We start from the raw sequence: 20,851 nt of genomic DNA on the forward strand, positions 1-20,851 counted from the left end.
AAAAGACTAGCTCTTCTTTAGCATCTTCAATGTAAAGCCTCCAAGGATTAAAATGACAACAATAATAATTGCCCAAAGCCAATAACTGTTTTCAAATAGTGGTTTTACTTTTGCTTGTTTTTGCTTTATTATAATTTGCTCTGCTCCTATTTTTAAAGCTTTTAATGCTTTAGGTATTTTAGTTTCAAACTTAGCAATGTCGTAATTTGGTGTACTCGCTGCGGGATTACCATAAACCAACATATAATCTGCTGGCTCTGTAAATCGTCCTACTAATTGATGCTCGTAGCCTTTTACAGAAATATCTTTTATGGTTAGCGGCTGATTGTCGCCATTGTAAATTGTTATTTTTAGATGCTTCGCAATCGTATTTGAAATTTTAAAACGATTAGCTTCTAGTGAATTTAATGTCGCATTTTTAATCGTTGTATAACTGTATTTCCACCCTTTTTCAGTTTTTATACTATCGCTTTTATATTCAATCTTTAAAGGTCTGTAATAATCAAAGGTATTACCAACGTCAATATGTAATTGACTTATGGATACCGATTGTTCTAAGCCTAAATTAATTACGGTCGCTTTCTGTTTCTTATCATCTGTGATTGCCATAGTCTTAATAGCATGATTCACAAAACTTCCTTCAGTGATTTCGTATTTAAAAAGTTGCGCTGATTGTAGTTCTGGCTGGTCTTTTTGTTTTACTAAAAGTCTAAAAAAACGGTATTTAGCATCCGGAAAATCTAACTTGGTAAATTTAAAATCAGTCGTTTCATTTTTTATGGACATAATTCTATAATCTTCAAGAATTGTAAACCATTCTTGTTGATTCTGGCTGCCTTGCAATTCGATTCTCCAATCAAAATTTTGCTCCTTAAAATTTAGATGAATCTGATTAATAATGTCTTCAGAATTTAACTGAAATGTAAAATAATGGCCATTTAGTCCTTTCGTTTTATTAATGATATCAAATGAAATGGTTTTACTCACGATTTTCTCAGAAAGCACTTGTAACAAATACGGAGCTTCAATGGTATCCGTTTTTGTTACTCCATAAATCCGAAGGTCTGACAAATCCGAATTCACTTTTCCGAATACAGCGTCTGGCAAAGCAACTTTATGCCACTCGTCATTGACTTCATTTAGTGGTCTTTTATAATTATAAGATTCAATTTGCGCACCACAAAATGAAGTACAACCTATAAGAAAACCTATAAATAATCTAGTTGTTAACGTCATCTGAAATTTGATTTTTGTATTTGTTGTATAAAAACGAAATGATTAAAAGTAACACCCCAAGCGACACAAACACTATGGTTTTTGAAATGGTATTAAGGTGTACAATATCGTAAAAGAATAGTTTTACCAAGGTAATTGCAAAGAAAGCCATGCCTCCAATTCGCAAATAGACTTTGTTTTTCCAAATTCCAAAAGCAATTAATAAGAACGAATACACTCCCCAAAGTATGCTCAACCCAAGTTTATACGATTGCGTAGATTCCGATAGATCCATCCAATGAATAAGCTCGCTACTCAATACCCAGATTATGGAAACATGAAGTATAATATCGTAGCCGATTTTATAGCCTTTGGCAATGCCTTCACGCTTAATAAATTTATAACAGGTATATAATGCTAGTGCTAAAAAGGCAAAACACACATAACGAATCCATAAATGAAAGCTGCTTTGAGCAAAATAGTCTGAAGGATTTAAATAACTTTCTCTTAATTCACTTAGAATAAGTAAGCCTTGTGTTAAGAACACAAAAATGCTAACAACGGTTAACCCTAAAGCGATTTTTTCGAATAATTTATGTTTTATAATCTTGAAATTAATCAGAGATAATAATGCCGTAAACAGTAAAGAATAGTTGAGAATCCAAATAATTTTAAAGTCGAATAAATCATAATTACTAAAAGTTTCATCGTAATTATCTTCTGTCGGAATTTTCAATTGAGAATTATAAAATATCTGATCCCAATACATTTCAATTTCTAATCTAAAGGCATAATAAGCACTAAATAATAAAATTGCAGGAATAGAGTAAGTGAATAAACGGTTCCAAATAGAATTAGGCTTTAAAGCAGAGGCATAATCTTCTTTCCTAGAGAGCCAAACGATAACGCCAAATGCAGCAACAAACAACATTGAAGTTAAAAAGTAGATATTAAAAATAGTAGTTACTTTATTTTCTGCATCAATAGTGTAATATAAACTATAGCCATTAGACCAATCTTCTAGAAGGCTAATAAAGGCTAACACCATCAATGGGTACGATAGTTTCTCATACACGGTAATCCCTTTTGTTCGTCCTAACCAAAATAACAAAGCAGCCTCACTTACCCATAAAAGCGTCACCCAATTACCATTTAATTGCACAGGGATTGTAATGGTTATAAAGACTAAAACCATTGCCGAAGCTAAGTAAAACAGGTTTTTATCCCCTAATTTCATCTTATAAAAAAGCACACTAACTATAAAATGAATAACCGCATTACCAAGAGTAAATAGTCCTAAAAGTTGCGAACCTGTTTCATGGTTTTCTAAAATAGCATAGCCAAATCCAAAAAACAAAAACGAATTAAGTAGTAATAAGAAAACATCACTTCCTTTAAAGACTTCACGCTTAAGCATTTTATAGGCTAAAAATGTGATGTAAAAAATAATAAAGAATAAACTTAGAAAAGTTAAAGCTAGACCAAACAGCTCATCTTCATAATATTCAACAAAGAACCACGATCCAAAAATGAGCCAAGTAAATATAAAGGCTGAATAGTATAATGATTTCCAATGTTTCTTAAAGGAAAGTACTAATATCCCAATATTAATTATCACCATATAGCTGAACAGTACTTCTACTTGCCCAGAGCCAGTACTCAGTAAAAACGGAACCGCATAAGCACCAACTAAACCAATATGAGCAATGACTTGTTTATTATAACTTATGGCAGCTACGACCGTAAATGTTGTAAAAATCACCATGAGCGCAAACGCAAAAACCTGAGGTATCAGATCATAAAAGCTGTAGGCGAAAAAGGTGATAAAATATAGGATTACAATCGACCCACTGACCAAAACGGCACTGTAGGATTCATATTTTTCTTTTAGTTTAATACCAAAGCCTAATAAACCAATAGCTGTTAAATAACCAAGGATAATTCGTGTTAATGGACTTATTAATTCGTTTTCGATGGAGTATTTAGCACCAATTGCCACACCAATGACAGTAATGATAATTCCAATTTTATTTAAAAGATTTTCACCAATAAACTTTTCAATACTCGATTTCGATTTTGGCTTTTTATCAGTTATATTTTTTTCTTCGGCTTCAACGCGTTCAGCTTCATATTCAGTTTCTAAAATAGGTTGCGTTTCATGCTCAACAGATTCGCTAGCTTCAGCGATAAATTCTACGACCTCTTTTAAATCTTTTACTGGTGATTCATCTGGCTGAATTTCCTCAATAGTTGAAACGGTTTTATCTTCAAAAGAACCCGATTTTAAGTGATACAGTTCCTCTTTTAAACTATTAATTTCAGAAGAAAATTCGGCTTGCTTTTTAAAAAGCAGCTCTAACTTCTCAATGAGTTTATCAATAAGCTCTTGATTTGTTGCCATATACAATTGATTTGGTTGTCTTTTCATAAAGAAAGACACGGCTAAAATAGTTTTAAATAACTGAACGGTCAACTTTGCGAATTGAAGTTCTATTTATTATCACATTTTATTGCGATTATGTACCATTTGTTTTTCATCTATAAGCTATTCCTATTAAAGAAGTTTAAACGCATCTAGACCAAAACCAACAGTCATTTATCCTTCTTAGATAACACTAATTAATTTGAATATAATTCACCTATATAACGTGTAATTTATGTCTTTAATAATGGTTTAGGATATCATAAATCCTTTACAATAGAATTAATAAAACAATTATCAATTATATATAAAACTTATTAACTATTTGACTTAAAAGCTGTTTAAATAAAACCAAACATTATATCTAATTAAACTTACAAAAACTTTAATTTTGTAAAGCAATAAATACAATACACATGAATTACCGAATTGAAAAAGACACAATGGGTGAGGTTAAAGTACCTGCCGACAAACTTTGGGGAGCACAAACAGAACGCTCTCGTAATAACTTTAAAATTGGTGCTTCTGCATCTATGCCATTAGAAATTGTATACGGTTTTGCTTATTTGAAAAAAGCTGCTGCTTACACCAACTGTGAGCTAGACGTTTTATCTAAGGAAAAACGCGATTTAATTGCACAAGTTTGCGATGAAATATTAGAAGGCAAGCACAATGATCAATTTCCATTAGTTATTTGGCAAACAGGTTCTGGTACGCAAAGTAATATGAACGTTAATGAGGTTGTGGCTAATAGAGCTCATCAAATCGCTGGTGGTGTTATAGGTGAAGGAGAAAAAACAATTCAACCTAACGATGATGTTAATAAATCGCAATCCTCTAACGATACGTTTCCAACAGGAATGCATATTGCAGCTTATAAAAAAGTGGTTGAAACGACAATTCCTGGAGTTATTCAATTAAGAAATACACTTCATAAAAAATCATTAGAGTTTAAAACCGTAGTAAAAATTGGTCGTACACACCTAATGGATGCGACTCCATTGACTTTAGGTCAGGAATTTTCTGGATATGTATCGCAATTAGATCATGGATTAAAGGCCTTAGAACATACCTTACCTCATTTAAGCGAATTGGCTTTGGGAGGAACAGCTGTAGGAACAGGACTGAATACTCCTGAAGGTTACGATGTTTTAGTTGCAAAATATATTGCAGAATTTACAGACTTACCTTTTATAACTGCAGAGAATAAATTTGAAGCTTTAGCAGCACATGACGCTATTGTAGAAACGCATGGTGCTTTAAAATTATTAGCCGTTTCATTAAATAAAATAGCTAATGACATTAGAATGATGGCCTCTGGTCCGCGTTCAGGGATTGGTGAAATCATAATTCCTGCAAATGAGCCTGGAAGTTCAATAATGCCAGGAAAAGTAAATCCTACACAATGTGAAGCATTAACTATGGTTTGTGCACAAGTTATGGGGAACGATGTTGCGATTTCTGTAGGTGGAACTCAAGGCCATTACGAGCTTAATGTTTTTAAACCGATGATGGCTGCAAACATTTTACAGTCTGCGCAATTAATTGGAGATGCTTGTGTTAGTTTTGAAGAACATTGTGCAAGTGGTATTGAACCAAATCACCAAGTGATTAAGCAGTTATTAAACAACTCATTAATGCTAGTAACAGCACTAAACACAAAAATTGGGTATTATAAAGCTGCTGAGATTGCAAATACAGCACATAAAAATGGAACCACGTTAAAAGAAGAAGCTGTGAATTTAGGTTATGTTTCTGCTGAAGATTATGACGAATGGGTAAAACCAGAAAACATGGTCGGCACCTTAAAGTAACGACAAAAGACTAAAAAAATCGACGAAATACATGTTTCGTCGATTTTTTAGTATATTAGCATTTCTAAACTATAACTATTATGAAACAAAAATTACTTTTTGGCTTTGCTATGCTCAGCTATTTCGCTATGGCGCAAACCACTTTTCTACCTAAGGAAACGATTAATGCAAGTACCGGAGACGCCCCTTATACCATGACATCTGGTTTAATTGACGGAGATGCATTCCCTGATATTATTATTGGTACATATTTAGGAAATACTATCGAATGGTATAAAAATAATGGTGATAATACATTTGCAATTCAACCTTTAATAACCACCACATTAGAAGGTATTGGTTTTATTAAACTTGCGGATTTAAATGGAGATACTTTTTTAGACGTTATCGCATCTGGATATTCAAATGATAGTGTTGCATGGTACCCTAATGATGGTAGTGGAAATTTTTTAACTGAAAATATAATTTCGAGCGCAGTTGCAGGAGCTTCAGGATTCTCTGTTGGTGATATAGATAATGATACCTTTTTAGATATCGCTGTAACGGCTTACGATAATAATGAAGTTCTTTGGTTTTCAAATGATGGTACAGGTACATTTACTTTAGACGCCAACAAAATTGATGACACTTTAGTAACCCCAGGTGCTATAGATATGAAAGATATTGATGGTGATGGTGATTTAGATGTTTTAGTAGGTACTGCTTTCTACGGAAGTGATGTTATTGAAATTTTCAGAAATAATTTAGCAATCGATGGCACAGTTTCATTTACTAAAGATGCCACAACTGTTGCAACAGGAAAAACGGGTATATTTCATGTGAGCTTTGAAGATATCGATGGTGATGCTGATTTAGATATTTTAGCTACTGAAGTGTCTTATGGCGGTGGACCAACAGGAAACTTATATTGGTATGAAGATAATGGTTCTGGTTATACTGAAACCATTTTTACGACAACACTAACGAATCCTGCAATGGCTTTATTTAGAGACCTAGATAATGATGGCTTAAATGATATCGTATTAGGTAATGGCGCTTCTGGCGTTGGGAATGACCTCGTATGGTTTAAAAATAATGGCTCAGGAAACTTTGATGCTGAAGATATCATCGATGATACTCAAAGTCAGGCTTTCGTACTCGCCATTGAAGATTACGATAACGATGGTGATTTAGATATCGCAACCTCTGCATATAATCAAGATGCCTTAAATTATTTTGAAAATCAGAAAATTGTGCTAAGTGTGTCAGATGTTCAATTTCAAAATTTAACGATCTACCCTAACCCTACCAAAGATTACTTAACTTTTGAAGGTTTTAATACTAACATCAATGTTACAGTTTATGATGTATTAGGAAAACAAGTACGCGTTAAAAATATAACTAATGGAGAAACACTTAATGTTTCGGAATTAGCAGCTGGTATTTATACTATAAAAATTAATAATGAAGTGACTTCAAAATTCATAAAAGAATAAAGAAATACTTTTTTAAATATTAAAAACGCTAGTAAATTGTTACTAGCGTTTTTTTTTGTTCAAAAAAATAGCAATCTTTACAAAAATACCAACTCATATGTCTCTACTCATTACCAACATTAAACAACTCATTCAAGTTCATGATTATAACACTACTATTATTAGAGGTAGTGACATGAAAAAATTACCAATTATAGAAAATGCTTACCTCTATATTGAGAATGACACTATAATTGAATTTGGTGACATGAGTGATTGCGAAGGGTTTGATGCAGAAACAATTATTGATGCCACTGGTAAATTAGTTTTACCATCGTGGTGTGACTCTCATACACATATAGTTTATGCAGGAGATAGAACTTCAGAATTTGTAGACCGAATAAATGGATTGTCTTATGCTGAAATAGCCAAAAAAGGTGGTGGTATTCTAAATTCCGCAAAAACGCTACAAAATACTTCAGAAGATGAATTATTTGAACAATCCCTAAAACGATTGAACGAACTGATTGCTATGGGAACAGGAGCTGTTGAAATAAAGACAGGTTATGGACTCACAGTTGAAGCTGAGTTAAAAATGCTTCGTGTTATAAAACGTTTAAAGCAAGAAAGTCTAGCAATTATCATCCCTACATTATTGGCAGCTCATGCTATCCCTGAAGAATTCAAAACAAAAAAGGAAGACTATATAACCTATATTACAGAAGAATTAATTCCTAAAGCGGCAGAATTAAACATCACTAATTACGTTGATGTATTCTGTGAAGAAGGCTATTTTAGTATAAAAGATACAGAAGCGATATTAGAAGCTGGTAAAAAATTCAACTTACGACCTAAAATTCATGTGAACCAATTTACTATTTTAGGAGGTATTGCACTTGGCGTAAAATACAATGCTTTATCTGTAGACCATATTGAAGAATTAAGTGATAAAGATATTAAAGCTCTAAGAGGAAGTGACACTATGCCTGTTGCGCTACCTGGCTGTTCTTATTTTATTAGCATTCCTTATACACCTGCCAGACGACTAATAGATGCCGGTTTACCACTAGCCATTGCTACCGATTACAATCCTGGTACTGCACCAAGTGGTAATATGAATTTTGTGGTGAGTGCAGCTTGTGTAAAATTAAAATTAACACCAGAAGAAGCTATAAATGCAGCCACGGTAAATGGTGCTTATGCTATGGGAATAAGTAATATGTATGGCAGCATAACACGCGGTAAAAAAGCCAATCTTATTATCACCAAACCGATGAATCATTATAGTGAAATTCCATATGCATTTGCCCACAATCCTGTTGAGCAAGTCATAATTAACGGTCAAGTATTATAACAAAAAAAAATCCAGAAGCGAACTTCTGGATTTTTTTTATGAATCAACCAACTATCTTTTTACTTCAATTCAAATTCTGAAGTAGAAATTAAGGCTTTATCGTTAAATACATTTATAGTATAGCGTCCTTCTTCAAATTTAGAATCTTCTAATTCATTAATATATTCACAGATATTCAAGTTTCTATTTTCGTAGTTAAATCTACTAATTAAACTGTAATTTAATGTCTGCCCTTCAAATTCTATCTGATCGTTAGAACCTAACACATTATTTTTAGGATCAATAACTTGAACGTATAGTTCTTTATCTCCTCCTTCGGTAAGCATATTTTTAGCGACAGTAAAACAAACTTTAATTTTATCACTTCGTCTGGCACGTTCTGTTGGTATTTGTTTACCATTATTTCTCTCAATAACCCCCATACCAACTAACCCAACTGTTTGCAATGCAGCGGCATCTTTAACCACCGTTGTAAGTTCTGTGTTCTGAACTAACAATGAGTCGGTAAACATGGTACGCTCCGCCAACTGAACCTGAGTACTATCTAAAGATGATGCTAAGTATTGATTTTCACCTTTTAAACGATCGTTTTCAGTTAATAAAACGTCCATTTCTTCTTGTAAAGCCATGTACTTCTTTTTGTAGTTCCATAAACTACCAACGCTATTTTGAGATACCTTTAAAGAATCCATTAAACCTTGAATACGTTCTCTTGCAGCAATTAAATCTTGATTCTTAACTTCACTTTCAGCAATGGCTTCATCATAATCTTTGGCCATGTTATTGAGATCATTCATCACTTGTTTCTTCTCATTAACTAGCATCTTTTCATTCTCTTGCTTTTCGCTGTAAAGTTTAGAGGTGTAGAAAGCAGTTACTAAGAATAATACTAATAATATCCCTAAGCCTACTTTTAATCCTGTACTCGATTTTTGTGAACCTTCCATAAATTGTTTAGTTTTAAGTATTGTTAATTCTAGTTTTTTTTAAAATGTTAATTTGAAGTCAAAGTAATTAAATAAAAATGTACTTTTAATCTATTATTTAAATTATTTATCCAAATGGAGCATCTTATTTTATTTACAGAAAAAGACAAACAACAGCTTTTAAAGAAACGAAAAGGTGAAACAAAATTTGGAGAACATATTCAGTTAATTCCTAACCTCACTAAGATATACGATAACATTGTTAATTTAGATGTTGACTATGTTATTTTTGGAATAACAGAAGCTATTGGAATTATAGCAAATTACGGTAAACCAAGCCCTTATCATGCTTGGCACACGACTCTAAAAGTTTTGTTAAATATACAGAGTAATGATTTCACTAATGCCAAACGCGTTTTAATACTTGGTCATTTAGATTATACTGAAGAACAAAAATTGGTATATGACTTAGATGTATCGAAAAAAAAGCAGCTTTCTAAAGTTAGAAATCTTGTGGAAACCATAGATAAAGATGTTGCATATGTTGTATCCTCTATTATTAAAGCTGGTAAAACTCCCATTATTATAGGAGGAGGCCACAATAATGCCTATGGTAATATTAAAGGTTGTGCTTTAGCGAACAACGGAAAAATAAATGTTGTGAATTTTGATGCCCATTCTGATTTTAGAGCTGAAGAAGGCAGACATAGTGGTAACGGATTTAGTTATGCCTTTGCGGAAGGGTTTTTAAAAAACTATTTTATTTTTGGCTTACACGAAAACTACACTTCTGATACCTTATTAAAAACGATGAGAAAAGTAAAATTTATAGAATACAATACGTATGAGGCTCTAGAGGTAAGAAATGAACTCGATTTTATTTCTGAAATGGACACTGCTTTAGACCATGTATCGAACACGACCTTTGGAATTGAAATTGATTGCGATGCTATTGAAAATATACCGAGTAGCGCTATGACGCCAAGTGGTTTTAGTATACAACAAGCAAGACAATTTGTGAATCATTTAGGTAAACATAAAAACGCAGCGTATCTACATATTTGTGAAGCTGCACCAACGAACAATGAAGATACCAAAATTGGTAAGTTGATTACGTATTTAATTTCTGATTTTATTCGTGCTAATCGACACTAATACAAACACTCTTTCGTTTTATAATTTTGAAAAAACAGCTGTGTTACATCTAACTTCTATTATCTGAAAATAGTTTTCTCTACATATTTCATATATGATACAGATCTTGATTATTAATTAACTCCCCCTTAATTTTACATTAAGAAATTTGTAAATTAGTTATTCATTAAATAGAAAACCCTATTTAAATTAATAAATAGGGCTTTAAAATCTCAAGCACATGCAGGATCCTATTTTATGTAAACATAAAATCTATAACCCTAACCTTATAGTTAATCCTGCATTTGTACTTGATTTTCTACTATATCTTTAATAGGAACAATCAGTTTTCCTTCTGAATTTTTTAATATAACAGCGATACTTTTTACAGCCTCTATTTCATAAACCTTATCATTGAATATTATTTTCTGACCAACTTCAAAAGTCTTACGTGCATAAAATGTATTCAATAATTTAGCGACAACTTCTCTCGCCCCCAAACCAAAAGCAATGGAAAAGGCCAATAAGAAGCCTGCGATTATCATATTAATATTATTGGTGATTATTTCTGTATTAATACCAGCTTGATTTAATGCTGTAATAGATATAAATGTCAGTAATAAGAAAAACACCACTTGGCTAATCATTTTACCACCGGATAAATCCATTGATTCGAATAATTTTTTCAAACTATTCTTAACGAAATTGGCAAAAATTAAACCAATAATAAATATAATTAACGCCGCAAACAATTGTGGTATATAAGATAACAACGCACTAATTTGATTAGAAATAATATCTAATCCCATAATGTCTGATGCCGTTATTAATAAGATAATATACATCATCCATTTTACAGAACCAGAAACAATTTTAACAGTATCAAAATTGAGTTTTTTACCTTCTATAATCTCAATCTCGTTTAATTTATCATCTAATTTATTTGCCTTTGCTAATTTTAAAACTTTCTTAATAAGCTTAATAATAAGCTTGGTTACAATCCAACCGATAATTAATACAATTATTGCCCCAACTATATTAGGAAATATTTTAGTAATCTCTAACCACATTGTAGTTAACGATTGCATAGCAATATCCTTAAATTCTGTTACTTTTTCCATACTAATACTGTTACTACTATTTTTTACTTATTATCTTTTTTCCGTCTACTTGTTACACTGTCTATAATATGACCAATATTATACGAAAACAATTCTGCCAATTCCAAAAAGAGTTTTGCTATGGCAATATCATGCATAACTTTCTCTTTCAGTTCCAGCGGAACTTCCTGTAAAGGCTTATCTAATTGCTTAAATGGATTCTCCATCTTTCGTATAATTTGTGTACTTATGTACAAGTTTATCTTTCGCTCTTTTTAATCGCATTTTAACCGCGCTTTCTCCTATATCTAAAACATCGGCCAATTCTTTAATTGATAAATTATCTTGATACTTTAATAATAACATCATCTTATCATCTGGTGAGATGAGTTCCATAACGTGCTTCAACTGCTCTACTCTCATGCTTTCAAACTCAAGCGTAGAATCTATATCTTCACCTATATTCTCAATGTCAAGATACTCTGTGCTAATAGACTTTTTCTCAAACTTTTTAGCTGTATTTCGAGTAACATAATTAACACAATGATTATACGTGAAAGCATACAACCATGTTGAAAATTTAGACTTCCCTTTAAAACTTCCTAATTTTACATAAACCCTTAGAAAAACATCTTGAGTTAAATCCTTGGCTTCATCAACTCCATTTGCAAATCCATAACATTTATTATAAACCATGTTCGCAAATCTATCGTACAGCACCTCGAACAACAAAGTGTCGTTGGTTTTCACGATAGCTTCTACGAGCGCTTCATCGGTTAGACTATGAATAGCGTCTTTGGTCAAGGGATTTTTTAGTCGGTATTAAATTGGTTATTAATATTAAGACACACAATATTTAAAGAGGTCACAAAAAATTTTAAAAAATTACTTTTTAAAATGATTTTCAATATCACCTAAATGATGCTGTAAAGATTTTGCTGATATTTGAATTTCCCATATTAAAAACAATAAGGATAAAATAAGAAGTACTAATCCTAAACCAAATGCCCAAACTGCTACAATAGGATAATGTATATAAATTAAAAACATCGTTAAAACACAAAACAATAAACTAGTAATACCTGCAATCTGCATGTACCTAGTCAATTGTATTCTCAATTTTAAATTCTTAATTTGCCTGAGAACGGAAGCGTCTTGATGCTTTAAATACTTATCACTAAGATTTCGAATGATAGCAGCATAAGCTAAAAATCGGTTGGTATACGCTAACATAATTAACGATATTGCCGAGAACAAAAGTGCTGGTGTTGTGAGCGTTAGTTCTTCCATAATCTGTTTTTACAAAATTACAGAAATAAAACACTAGAAAATAAAAAAGCGAACTTTATAAAGTTCGCTTGTAATATTATAATTTATGTTTATTATGCGTTCTTTTCTGCATTTAGACACCACCGTAATATTAATATTCCTACACGTGCTAAAACAAATGTAAACAAGCCAAAAGTTGCTGTTAATAAGGATATTTTTAATCCGCCAGCAAAAATTGACGGCTCAGGACTTCCCATGGCCTCAACAGAATCGAAAGCGGTAATTAATCCAATAACAGATCCTAAAAAACCTAACACTAAACCTAATAAGCTAGAATCTATAGTTAGTTTCAGCATTTTCTCAGCTATCACTTTATTCTTTTTAAGGTTGATAAAACCTTTTATTAAAAGAAAAACAGAAAGCAATAAACAGATTAAAATAAGTGACATAAATAATGGCCCTCCTTCATTAAACCGGTCTGCCAATGGATTAGGTAGTACTAATAATTTCAAAACTAAGTGTTCGTTCATAATTGATGATTTTAATTAAACATGGTTCAAACTTAAATCTTAAATGCTGTAATAATTTTAAAATGCGACGAATCACCAGTTTAATGCCCTTTTAAACTAAATGCTAAATCCGTTGCTAATTCCGTCATTCGTCTACAAAGGTATTATTCAGCTGAAAAATATGGTATTATTGTAATGCTAATTATAGTACATGCTAAAAAAAGAATTCATATTTAAAAAAATTGGTCAAGGATTGCTCCATGTTATATTTTGGTGTGCTGTACTCCTCTTCTTCACGTACTTTTTTGGTATTGGCAGCAATAACTTTGATGATACCTTAGTGTATTCACTCTTTTTGATGCCCATAACGATTTCACTAACCTATGTTTGTATTTATGCGTTAATACCAAATTACCTCATTACAAAGCGCTATTTCCATTTTATACTTTATAGTATATACACGCTTATTATTTCGGCCTATTTAGTAATGGTGTCTATCTTTTTTAGTTTGATTTATCTTTCAAAATTTGAATATTCCCATATGAATCCCATTACAGGAAACATCCTTTTTGTAATGACAAGCATCTATCTCGTTACCTTTATTGTAAGCGCATTTAAGCTAATGAAACTAAATAATATCGCTTCTAAAAAAACCAAGACTTTAGAAACCAAAATCCTAGAAACACAACTAAAACTAAAAGAGCAAGAACTGAAATATTTAAAAATGCAGATACATCCGCACTTTTTATTCAACACGCTAAACACCATGTATGGGTTTGCTTTGAAGAAAGCTGATGAAACGCCTGAAATGATTCTAAAACTATCTAATCTTTTAGACTATTTGCTATACCAAGTTGATAAACCTTTTGTGCCTTTAACGGATGAGATTAACCATATTAAAGATTATATAAGTTTAGAACAACTGCGTTTTAATGATACTCTAGAAATTAATTTAAGTGATGATAGTTGCTCTGAAAATATGGAAATTGCCCCAATGTTATTTTTACCATTTGTAGAGAATAGCTTTAAGCATGGCAAGATTAAAGATGGTAAATTGACTATTGATATTGCATTTAAATGTAAAAACAATAGCATCCATTTTAGTATTAAAAATTCGCATTCTAAAACAGGTACAATTCAATCTGGTATAGGGTTAGACAACATAAAGAAACGACTAGAACTACTCTATAAAAATCAGTATGATTTAAATATTATAGAGAATAACCATTTTTTCGAAGTACAATTAATACTTAAATTAACCAATGTCTAAAACCATCTCGTGTATTATCGTTGACGATGAATCTATAGCTAGAGACATCATAGCTTCTCATTTATCTAAGATTGATACTATTGAGGTTACTGCACAATGCAAAAATGCCATCGAAGCTTTTAACTTTATGAGCAATAATACAGTGGACTTAGTCTTTTTAGATATTAACATGCCAGAGATATCAGGAATTGCTTTTGCAAAGTCCATAAACAAAGACATTAAGATTATTTTTACCACAGCCTATAGAGATTATGCTGTGGAAGGTTTTGATCTACAAGCTGTCGATTACCTACTAAAACCTATTGCCTTTTCACGTTTACTACAATCTGTAAACCGGTATTTTGAAGTCTTTTCGAGTTTTAAAGAAACGACTACGAACACCTTAGATAACAACGATTTTATATTTGTACGCTCTGACCGAAGAATGCAAAAAATAAACTTTGACGACCTTTACTATATTGAAAGTTATAGCGATTATATTAAAATTTATCTTTCGGACAGTGTCATAGTCACCAGAGAAACGATTACCGCCATTGAAGCGAAATTACCAAAAACACGTTTTTTAAGGATTCACAGGTCTTATATTGTGGCGTTAGAACACATACAGTCATTTACAAATGACCATGTTACTGTTAATCGGAAAGCGCTTTCCATTAGTCGAAGTTATAAGAAAGAAGTTTTAAAACATCTAGAAAATTTTTAACTTTAAGAAATAAACGCCCAAATCGCAACGTTACAAAGCAACTACCTTTGTATTGAAACCTCATTGAATGAATGATTACCTACATAATACTATTCCTAATTTAAAACCATTTAATTATGAGGTTCATCACGATTCTCATTTTATAAATAAACAATGGGTCTTAATAAATGGCATTTCTAAAAAGAAATCGATTTACACATTTAAAGCCGATAATATTCTGGAAATTTCCAGGAAAGATCATGTGATAAAAACCTCATGGAACATTAGTATTCACAATATCTTTTTTATTGAAACCGAAGATGGAATGATTACTGTCAAAGCGTTTTTTAAAGATGATGACATCTTGGTGCTAAACAACCAAAGCAAAGAAGAATTTGCTATGTACATTAACGCGACGAACTATGATGATGATATAAATTCAGTCGAAGATATCCAAGCCTTCCTAAAAGACAAATATAAAAAGAAGGTCAGTACTATAATTTATGATCACGAATTCTACTACATCGAAAAATCAGAAGAATTTGGTCCTTTTAAAGTTGAAGTCTTAGCCGAAAAAGTAAAAACTGGCGATATCAGCGCCTATTGTTTTGTACGAGATATTAATGAACACGATTATAGTAACCGCATGCGCATTTCTGACTTGATACAGGAACTTTGATTGTTAGTTTCCCGCTTTCAGTGTGATTAGTGATTAGTGATTAGTGATTAGTGATTAGTGATTAGTGATTAGTGATTAGTGATTAGTGATTAGTGATTAGTGAAGAAAAATAATCAGAACTACGTTCAACTATCTTTAAAAGATAAAAAGACATATAATTTAATAATATTTCTCCGTGAATCTTCGTGCCTCCTTTGTGGAACTCTGTGATATTATCTTTCGCGCAAAGCCGCTAAGACGCAAAGAAATAAACCCTCAAAAATAGGTGTCAATCTTCAGTACGTTATAGATTAGTGTTAAATCGTTATAGAAAACGTTGAAGCTTAGTATAATTTCTCCGTGAATCTTCGTGCCTTCTTTGTGGAACTCTGTGTCATATTATTTCGCGCAAAGCCACTAAGCCATTAAGCCTATATTGCCAATAGCTTAGTGATAATTAGCATCAAAAAAAGCGAAAATCCTTATCAGAAATTCGCTTTTAAAATTATTTAAAGTGAAAGTGTACTACTCTTGTAACCCAGGAATAGCAACCATTTCATTAACATCCTTATCATAATCAACACCTTCAACATTGAAACCAAAAAGATTAAAGAAATCTGTTCTATAACCTTCTAAATCTCCAATTTCAGGTAAAGTCTCTGTGGTGGCTTCTTTCCAAAGTTCTAAAACTTTAGCCTGAATATCATCTCGCATTTCCCAATCGTCAACACGAATTCTTCCTTGCGCATCTAATTGTAAATCTTCAGCATATAAACGCTCATTAAATAAACGTTCAATTTGCTCTATACAACCTTCATGAATCCCCTCTTCTTTCATCACTTTATACAATAATGAAATGTATAACGGAATTACCGGAATTGCAGAACTCGCCTGCGTTACTAAAGCTTTATTTACAGAAACATAGCCTTTTCCGTTGATATCTTTTAAAGAATCTGTAATTTCAAAAGCAGTCGCTTCTAAATGATCTTTTGCGCGACCAATGGTTCCTTTTCTATAAACCGCTTCTGTTAATGAAGGGCCAATATAAGAGTACGCAACCGTTTTAAAATCTTCAGATAAAACATCTGCAGATTTTAAGAGGTCAATCCACATTTTCCAATCTTCACCTCCCATTACGGCAATCGTATTATCAATATCATCACCTGAACAAGGCTCTATTGAAATTTCTTTTACGACTCCTGTATGAAAATCTACGGTGTTATTTGTAAATGTTTCACCAATCGGTTTCAAAACAGATTTAAAACGCTCTCCTGTATCTGGATGTGTTCTTACTGGTGAAGCCAAACTGTAAATAATCATATCAATCTTCCCTAAGTCGTCTTGAATTAATTTTAAAGTTTGTGCTTTAATTTCGTTTGAAAATGCATCTCCATTGATACTCTTAGCATATAAGCCATCTTTATGCGCTTGCGTTTCAAAAGCGGCACTGTTGTACCAACCTGGTGACGCCGGACGCCCTTCTGTAGGCGGCTTTTCAAAAAACACACCAATAGTTGAGGCGTTAGAGCCATAAGCACTAGTAATTCTAGATGCTAAGCCAAAGCCTGTTGATGCTCCAATAACTAACACCTTTTTTGGGCCGTTAGTTGTTGGGTTTGATTTAATATAGTCTATCTGACTTAATACATTTTGCTCACAGCCAACCGGATGTGATGTTAAACATATAAACCCTCTAGTTCTTGGTTCTATTATCATATTTTATAGTCTAAACGTGTAATGCTCTATCTTCTGTTGCTGCTAAAGCGGCTTCTTTTACGGCTTCTGCAAATGTTGGGTGTGCATGAGACATGCGTGAAATATCTTCAGCAGACGCTCTAAATTCCATAGCAACTACGGCTTCTGCAATTAAATCGGCACAACGTGCACCAATCATATGAACTCCTAAAACCTCATCTGTGGTTTTATCTGCTAAGATTTTTACAAAGCCATCAAGATCTCCACTTGCTCTAGCACGACCTAATGCTCTAAATGGAAACTGACCAACTTTATACTCAACATTAGCTTCTTTTAATTCTTCTTCTGTTTTACCAACAGCAGCCACTTCTGGCCATGTGTAAACAACTCCTGGAATTAAATTATAATCAATATGTGGTTTTTGTCCTGCAATAGTTTCAGCAACAAAAGTTCCTTCTTCTTCCGCCTTGTGCGCTAACATCGCTCCTTTTATAACATCTCCAATCGCGTAGATATTAGATGCAGACGTTTGTAAATGTTCGTTTACTTCAACCTGTCCTCTATCATTTAATTTTACACCTGCAGCTTCAGCATTTAAACCAGCCGTATATGGCTTACGACCTACAGAAACTAAACAATAATCTCCTTTAAATTCTACAACTTCGCCTTTCTTATTTTCCGCTTTAACGATCACTTCATCTCCATTGCGCTCAACAGACTGCACTTTATGAGACAACATCATTTTACATTTGGCTTTCTTAAAGACTTTATTCAATTCTTTAGACAAACCGGCATCCATCGTTGGTAAGATTCTGTCCATATATTCGATGACAGTAACCTCAGCACCTAAACGACGATACACTTGTCCTAACTCTAAACCAATAACTCCACCACCAATGATAATCATGTGTTTTGGAATCTCTTTCAATTTTAAAGCTTCGGTAGATGTGATAACACGTTCTTTATCTAAAGTAATAAACGGTAATGTTGATGGCTTAGACCCTGTAGCAATAATAATTTTCTTTGCTTCAATCTCTTGAGCATCTTTACCTTCTATAGTAATATGAGTGGCATCTTTAAAAGACCCAAGGCCTTCAAAAACATCGATATTATTTTTCTTCATTAAGAAATCAATACCACCTGTAGTTTGGTCTACAACAGCTTGTTTACGACCAATCATTTTTTCTAGATTCACTTTGATATCTCCAGGGATTTCAATACCGTGTTCTTCAAAATGTTTGGTGGCTTCTTCGTAATGATGCGAAGAACTTAATAAGGCTTTACTTGGAATACAACCTACGTTTAAGCACGTACCACCAAGCGTTGAATATTTTTCAATAATAGCTGTTTTCATGCCTAATTGTGCGCAACGGATTGCCGCTACATAACCTCCAGGTCCAGAACCAATTATTGCTACATCGTATGATTTCATAAAGAATAGTGTTTATCTGATTAAATATAATGCCTGCAAAAGTACAATTTTGATTACTTATTTACGAATTTTAAAACCCATTATTGACATCAACAATTTATGGCTTTTGCGCTATATCTTCTAAAATCCATTCTAACTCCGGATCAACAGATTGTAAGCGATCCTTATAACTTGGTAATAACTCTACATCTGGTTTTACACCATAACCATCTGGTGCCGTTTTATTAGGGGCATCAATATGCGCAAGTCCTATTCGTGCACGTACTTTGGTATTAGGCATTTCGTACACTTTATAGAATCCGGCTACGGTTCCATTAAACGCACCACCGGTTTCTTCGCCTACAAAAGTAGCACGATTACTGCCTTGCAATTTTGTAGATAATATGGATGATGCCGAGAACGAGTTACCATTAATTAAGACATAAATTTTGCCTTTAAAATTTAAAGGTTTTGGCTCTTTCTCTTTAGTGGATTTGAATTTATAATATAAGGTATCCCCTTTTTTCTGTGTTTTAAAAAGGTCTATGGTAAAAAGAACGGGAGACATAAGACCTGCAAAAGCTTTAACGGCGTTTGGAGTGGTGTTACTCATTACACTCTTTAAAAGCGGAAAGCGTGTATTAACTTCACTTCGGTTAATCATGGTATAATTTTCATCCGTGAGATACGAATACAAATCGGTAATTTCATTTAAGCGTCCACCAAAATTGTTTCGTAAATCAATAATTAGCACTTCCGTTTGAAGCGAATCTAAGGTTTTAAAACTCTCTTCGTAAAAGTCTTTATAGTTGCCATTAGAGAATCCTCTTATTTTTAATAAAGCGACGGAACTGTCTTTACCTACAAAGTTCAAGTTTCGGGTATATTCATTTCGCGAAGCGATATAACCATGGCTACGATTGTATTTTCTTTGGGCTTTATACTTTAGTTTATTCGCCTTTCGCTCTGCTTTGGTAAGTTTTACTTTTTTAACCTCTGCAACTTTAAGGGAATCTCGTTTTATAGAATCATTTTTTATACTGGTGGTGTCTACTTTTAAAACGCGCTTATACTGCTTTATAAAAGTAGAATCTGAATGCTTCAAGATCAAACTAATACTATCAAAACGACCTTTATCTTTAGCGTAATAACTCATAAAACGTGTGCCAGCGACTCTATTATGAAACGTAGTATTATAACCATCTGATGCTATTGTTTTAGTATAGTTTTTGATTAAATCCTGAGGATTTTCATCTTCAACTTTTAAAACTTCGGCATTAATTAAAACAGTATCAGCTCCTCTCGCATTTACAATCAAAAGTTTATCATCTAAATATTCAAAATCTAAATTATTAAGTTCAAACTTGGTTTTATTTAAGGCTTTTCTTTCTTTTCTATTCAACCGTTCACTTGGAGGTGACAAGGACATGTGTCCTTGACCAATATATTTGGTAACCGCAGCGAGTTGTTTATAAAACGTACGACTATCCATAGGCTCATCTATGGCATTCTTTAAGCTATCGAACTTAAAATCGAGCACGGTTTTAGATGTAAACTGGTACAAATGCGGATGATGACGTTGCAATTGGTCATATACCTTGTCTATATCTTCATGAAGATCTTCAACAGGATGTAATTTGGTGACTTGCAGGTTGTGTTTTTCAACGCTGGCACAGGACGCCAATAGTAATGTAATACACAGTGTGAATAGTAGTGTTTTCTTCATGTTTTGTTGATGCGATTTAAAATTTGATTGCTGATTAAATTATAGCCTATATCTATAAAGACGTAAAAATATTAAGAAAGGTTGCTTCTAATATAATTTAAAACTAGAAATACGCCAATCGCTTTACAATAGCGAATCAAAGGTTGAAGAAAAAAAATAGTCCAAACTCTCGATTAATGACAATAATCTTAAGAATGGACCTATTTTACCCT

18 protein-coding genes are annotated in these 20,851 nt (G+C 32.7%); 7 read left to right on the forward strand and 11 right to left on the reverse strand.

Annotated elements, in window-relative coordinates; translation table 11 throughout:
• Window positions 1–6: 6 nt before the first annotated feature.
• Together HM984_RS01255 and HM984_RS01260 are read right to left on the reverse strand one after the other, a co-directional pair.
• Window positions 7–1,236, reverse strand: a complete 1,230-nt coding sequence (locus HM984_RS01255; RefSeq protein ID WP_179347792.1) for a DUF3999 family protein — start codon at window positions 1,234–1,236, stop codon at window positions 7–9.
• Complete coding sequence (locus HM984_RS01260; protein ID WP_179347793.1) at window positions 1,220–3,616, reverse strand: DUF2339 domain-containing protein; 2,397 nt, start codon at window positions 3,614–3,616, stop codon at window positions 1,220–1,222. The genes HM984_RS01255 and HM984_RS01260 overlap by 17 nt, the downstream gene beginning before the upstream one ends.
• A 437-nt stretch (window positions 3,617–4,053) precedes the next feature.
• Between HM984_RS01260 and fumC the strand changes: the two genes are divergently transcribed.
• From fumC to hutI, 3 genes are all read left to right on the forward strand, one after another.
• Window positions 4,054–5,451, forward strand: coding sequence for a class II fumarate hydratase (gene fumC, locus HM984_RS01265; RefSeq protein ID WP_115808724.1), 1,398 nt, complete (start codon window positions 4,054–4,056; stop codon window positions 5,449–5,451).
• Between the two features lie 80 nt (window positions 5,452–5,531).
• Window positions 5,532–6,926 (forward strand): T9SS type A sorting domain-containing protein, encoded by a 1,395-nt coding sequence (locus HM984_RS01270; RefSeq protein WP_179347794.1) that lies wholly within the window; start codon window positions 5,532–5,534, stop codon window positions 6,924–6,926.
• 97 nt (window positions 6,927–7,023) lie between these two features.
• On the forward strand, window positions 7,024–8,259 hold the full coding sequence (gene hutI, locus HM984_RS01275) for an imidazolonepropionase (protein WP_179347795.1): 1,236 nt from the start codon (window positions 7,024–7,026) through the stop codon (window positions 8,257–8,259).
• Window positions 8,260–8,318: 59 nt separating this feature from the next.
• Here the strand turns inward: hutI and HM984_RS01280 are convergent, their stop codons facing one another.
• Window positions 8,319–9,206, reverse strand: coding sequence for a DUF8428 domain-containing protein (locus HM984_RS01280; protein WP_115808721.1), 888 nt, complete (start codon window positions 9,204–9,206; stop codon window positions 8,319–8,321).
• A 114-nt stretch (window positions 9,207–9,320) separates the two neighbouring features.
• Between HM984_RS01280 and HM984_RS01285 the strand changes: the two genes are divergently transcribed.
• Entirely contained in the window at window positions 9,321–10,340 is a 1,020-nt protein-coding gene (locus HM984_RS01285; protein WP_179347796.1) for a formimidoylglutamase, read from the forward strand.
• A 272-nt stretch (window positions 10,341–10,612) separates the two neighbouring features.
• On the opposite strand, the gene HM984_RS01290 is transcribed toward HM984_RS01285, so the two are convergent.
• From HM984_RS01290 to HM984_RS01310, 5 genes are all read right to left on the reverse strand, one after another.
• Complete coding sequence (locus tag HM984_RS01290; RefSeq protein WP_179347797.1) at window positions 10,613–11,440, reverse strand: mechanosensitive ion channel family protein; 828 nt, start codon at window positions 11,438–11,440, stop codon at window positions 10,613–10,615.
• 23 nt (window positions 11,441–11,463) lie between these two features.
• Window positions 11,464–11,646: a hypothetical protein gene (locus HM984_RS01295; protein WP_115808718.1), complete on the reverse strand. Its 183-nt coding sequence runs from the start codon at window positions 11,644–11,646 to the stop codon at window positions 11,464–11,466.
• Window positions 11,630–12,223, reverse strand: coding sequence for an RNA polymerase sigma factor (locus tag HM984_RS01300; RefSeq protein ID WP_115808717.1), 594 nt, complete (start codon window positions 12,221–12,223; stop codon window positions 11,630–11,632). Before HM984_RS01300 ends, HM984_RS01295 begins: the two co-directional genes overlap by 17 nt.
• Window positions 12,224–12,304: 81 nt before the next feature.
• Window positions 12,305–12,709 (reverse strand): DUF2721 domain-containing protein, encoded by a 405-nt coding sequence (locus HM984_RS01305; RefSeq protein WP_179347798.1) that lies wholly within the window; start codon window positions 12,707–12,709, stop codon window positions 12,305–12,307.
• Window positions 12,710–12,801: 92 nt separating this feature from the next.
• Window positions 12,802–13,218 (reverse strand): MotA/TolQ/ExbB proton channel family protein, encoded by a 417-nt coding sequence (locus HM984_RS01310; protein ID WP_115808715.1) that lies wholly within the window; start codon window positions 13,216–13,218, stop codon window positions 12,802–12,804.
• A gap of 190 nt (window positions 13,219–13,408) precedes the next feature.
• Between HM984_RS01310 and HM984_RS01315 the strand changes: the two genes are divergently transcribed.
• The 3 genes from HM984_RS01315 (at window position 13,409) to HM984_RS01325 (ending at window position 15,828) form a co-directional block, all read left to right on the forward strand.
• On the forward strand, window positions 13,409–14,467 hold the full coding sequence (locus HM984_RS01315; RefSeq protein ID WP_179347799.1) for a sensor histidine kinase: 1,059 nt from the start codon (window positions 13,409–13,411) through the stop codon (window positions 14,465–14,467).
• Window positions 14,460–15,170, forward strand: a complete 711-nt coding sequence (locus HM984_RS01320; RefSeq protein ID WP_179347800.1) for a LytR/AlgR family response regulator transcription factor — start codon at window positions 14,460–14,462, stop codon at window positions 15,168–15,170. Before HM984_RS01315 ends, HM984_RS01320 begins: the two co-directional genes overlap by 8 nt.
• A 67-nt stretch (window positions 15,171–15,237) precedes the next feature.
• Entirely contained in the window at window positions 15,238–15,828 is a 591-nt protein-coding gene (locus HM984_RS01325; protein ID WP_179347801.1) for a hypothetical protein, read from the forward strand.
• A 504-nt stretch (window positions 15,829–16,332) separates the two neighbouring features.
• On the opposite strand, the gene fabV is transcribed toward HM984_RS01325, so the two are convergent.
• The 3 genes from fabV to HM984_RS01340 all read right to left on the reverse strand — a co-directional run bounded on the left by fabV (window position 16,333) and on the right by HM984_RS01340 (window position 20,639).
• A complete protein-coding gene (fabV, locus tag HM984_RS01330; RefSeq protein WP_179347802.1) occupies window positions 16,333–17,523 on the reverse strand; it encodes an enoyl-ACP reductase FabV in 1,191 nt (396 codons plus the stop codon).
• A gap of 10 nt (window positions 17,524–17,533) precedes the next feature.
• Window positions 17,534–18,934: a dihydrolipoyl dehydrogenase gene (gene lpdA, locus HM984_RS01335; protein WP_179347803.1), complete on the reverse strand. Its 1,401-nt coding sequence runs from the start codon at window positions 18,932–18,934 to the stop codon at window positions 17,534–17,536.
• A 97-nt stretch (window positions 18,935–19,031) separates the two neighbouring features.
• Window positions 19,032–20,639: a S41 family peptidase gene (locus HM984_RS01340; RefSeq protein WP_179347804.1), complete on the reverse strand. Its 1,608-nt coding sequence runs from the start codon at window positions 20,637–20,639 to the stop codon at window positions 19,032–19,034.
• Window positions 20,640–20,851: the final 212 nt, after the last annotated feature.

The organism is Winogradskyella pacifica (genome assembly GCF_013403915.1).
Lineage (GTDB): Bacteria > Bacteroidota > Bacteroidia > Flavobacteriales > Flavobacteriaceae > Winogradskyella > Winogradskyella pacifica.

Bases quoted from the DNA above. Each gene is read 5' to 3' on its own strand.
- HM984_RS01255 (WP_179347792.1), bottom strand. From the start codon at position 1,236: ATGACGTTAACAACTAGATTATTTATAGGTTTTCTTATAGGTTGTACT.
- HM984_RS01260 (WP_179347793.1), bottom strand. From the start codon at position 3,616: ATGGCAACAAATCAAGAGCTTATTGATAAACTCATTGAGAAGTTAGAG.
- fumC (WP_115808724.1), top strand. From the start codon at position 4,054: ATGAATTACCGAATTGAAAAAGACACAATGGGTGAGGTTAAAGTACCT.
- HM984_RS01270 (WP_179347794.1), top strand. From the start codon at position 5,532: ATGAAACAAAAATTACTTTTTGGCTTTGCTATGCTCAGCTATTTCGCT.
- hutI (WP_179347795.1), top strand. From the start codon at position 7,024: ATGTCTCTACTCATTACCAACATTAAACAACTCATTCAAGTTCATGAT.
- HM984_RS01280 (WP_115808721.1), bottom strand. From the start codon at position 9,206: ATGGAAGGTTCACAAAAATCGAGTACAGGATTAAAAGTAGGCTTAGGG.
- HM984_RS01285 (WP_179347796.1), top strand. From the start codon at position 9,321: ATGGAGCATCTTATTTTATTTACAGAAAAAGACAAACAACAGCTTTTA.
- HM984_RS01290 (WP_179347797.1), bottom strand. From the start codon at position 11,440: ATGGAAAAAGTAACAGAATTTAAGGATATTGCTATGCAATCGTTAACT.
- HM984_RS01295 (WP_115808718.1), bottom strand. From the start codon at position 11,646: ATGGAGAATCCATTTAAGCAATTAGATAAGCCTTTACAGGAAGTTCCG.
- HM984_RS01305 (WP_179347798.1), bottom strand. From the start codon at position 12,709: ATGGAAGAACTAACGCTCACAACACCAGCACTTTTGTTCTCGGCAATA.
- HM984_RS01310 (WP_115808715.1), bottom strand. From the start codon at position 13,218: ATGAACGAACACTTAGTTTTGAAATTATTAGTACTACCTAATCCATTG.
- HM984_RS01315 (WP_179347799.1), top strand. From the start codon at position 13,409: ATGCTAAAAAAAGAATTCATATTTAAAAAAATTGGTCAAGGATTGCTC.
- HM984_RS01320 (WP_179347800.1), top strand. From the start codon at position 14,460: ATGTCTAAAACCATCTCGTGTATTATCGTTGACGATGAATCTATAGCT.
- HM984_RS01325 (WP_179347801.1), top strand. From the start codon at position 15,238: ATGAATGATTACCTACATAATACTATTCCTAATTTAAAACCATTTAAT.
- fabV (WP_179347802.1), bottom strand. From the start codon at position 17,523: ATGATAATAGAACCAAGAACTAGAGGGTTTATATGTTTAACATCACAT.
- lpdA (WP_179347803.1), bottom strand. From the start codon at position 18,934: ATGAAATCATACGATGTAGCAATAATTGGTTCTGGACCTGGAGGTTAT.
- HM984_RS01340 (WP_179347804.1), bottom strand. From the start codon at position 20,639: ATGAAGAAAACACTACTATTCACACTGTGTATTACATTACTATTGGCG.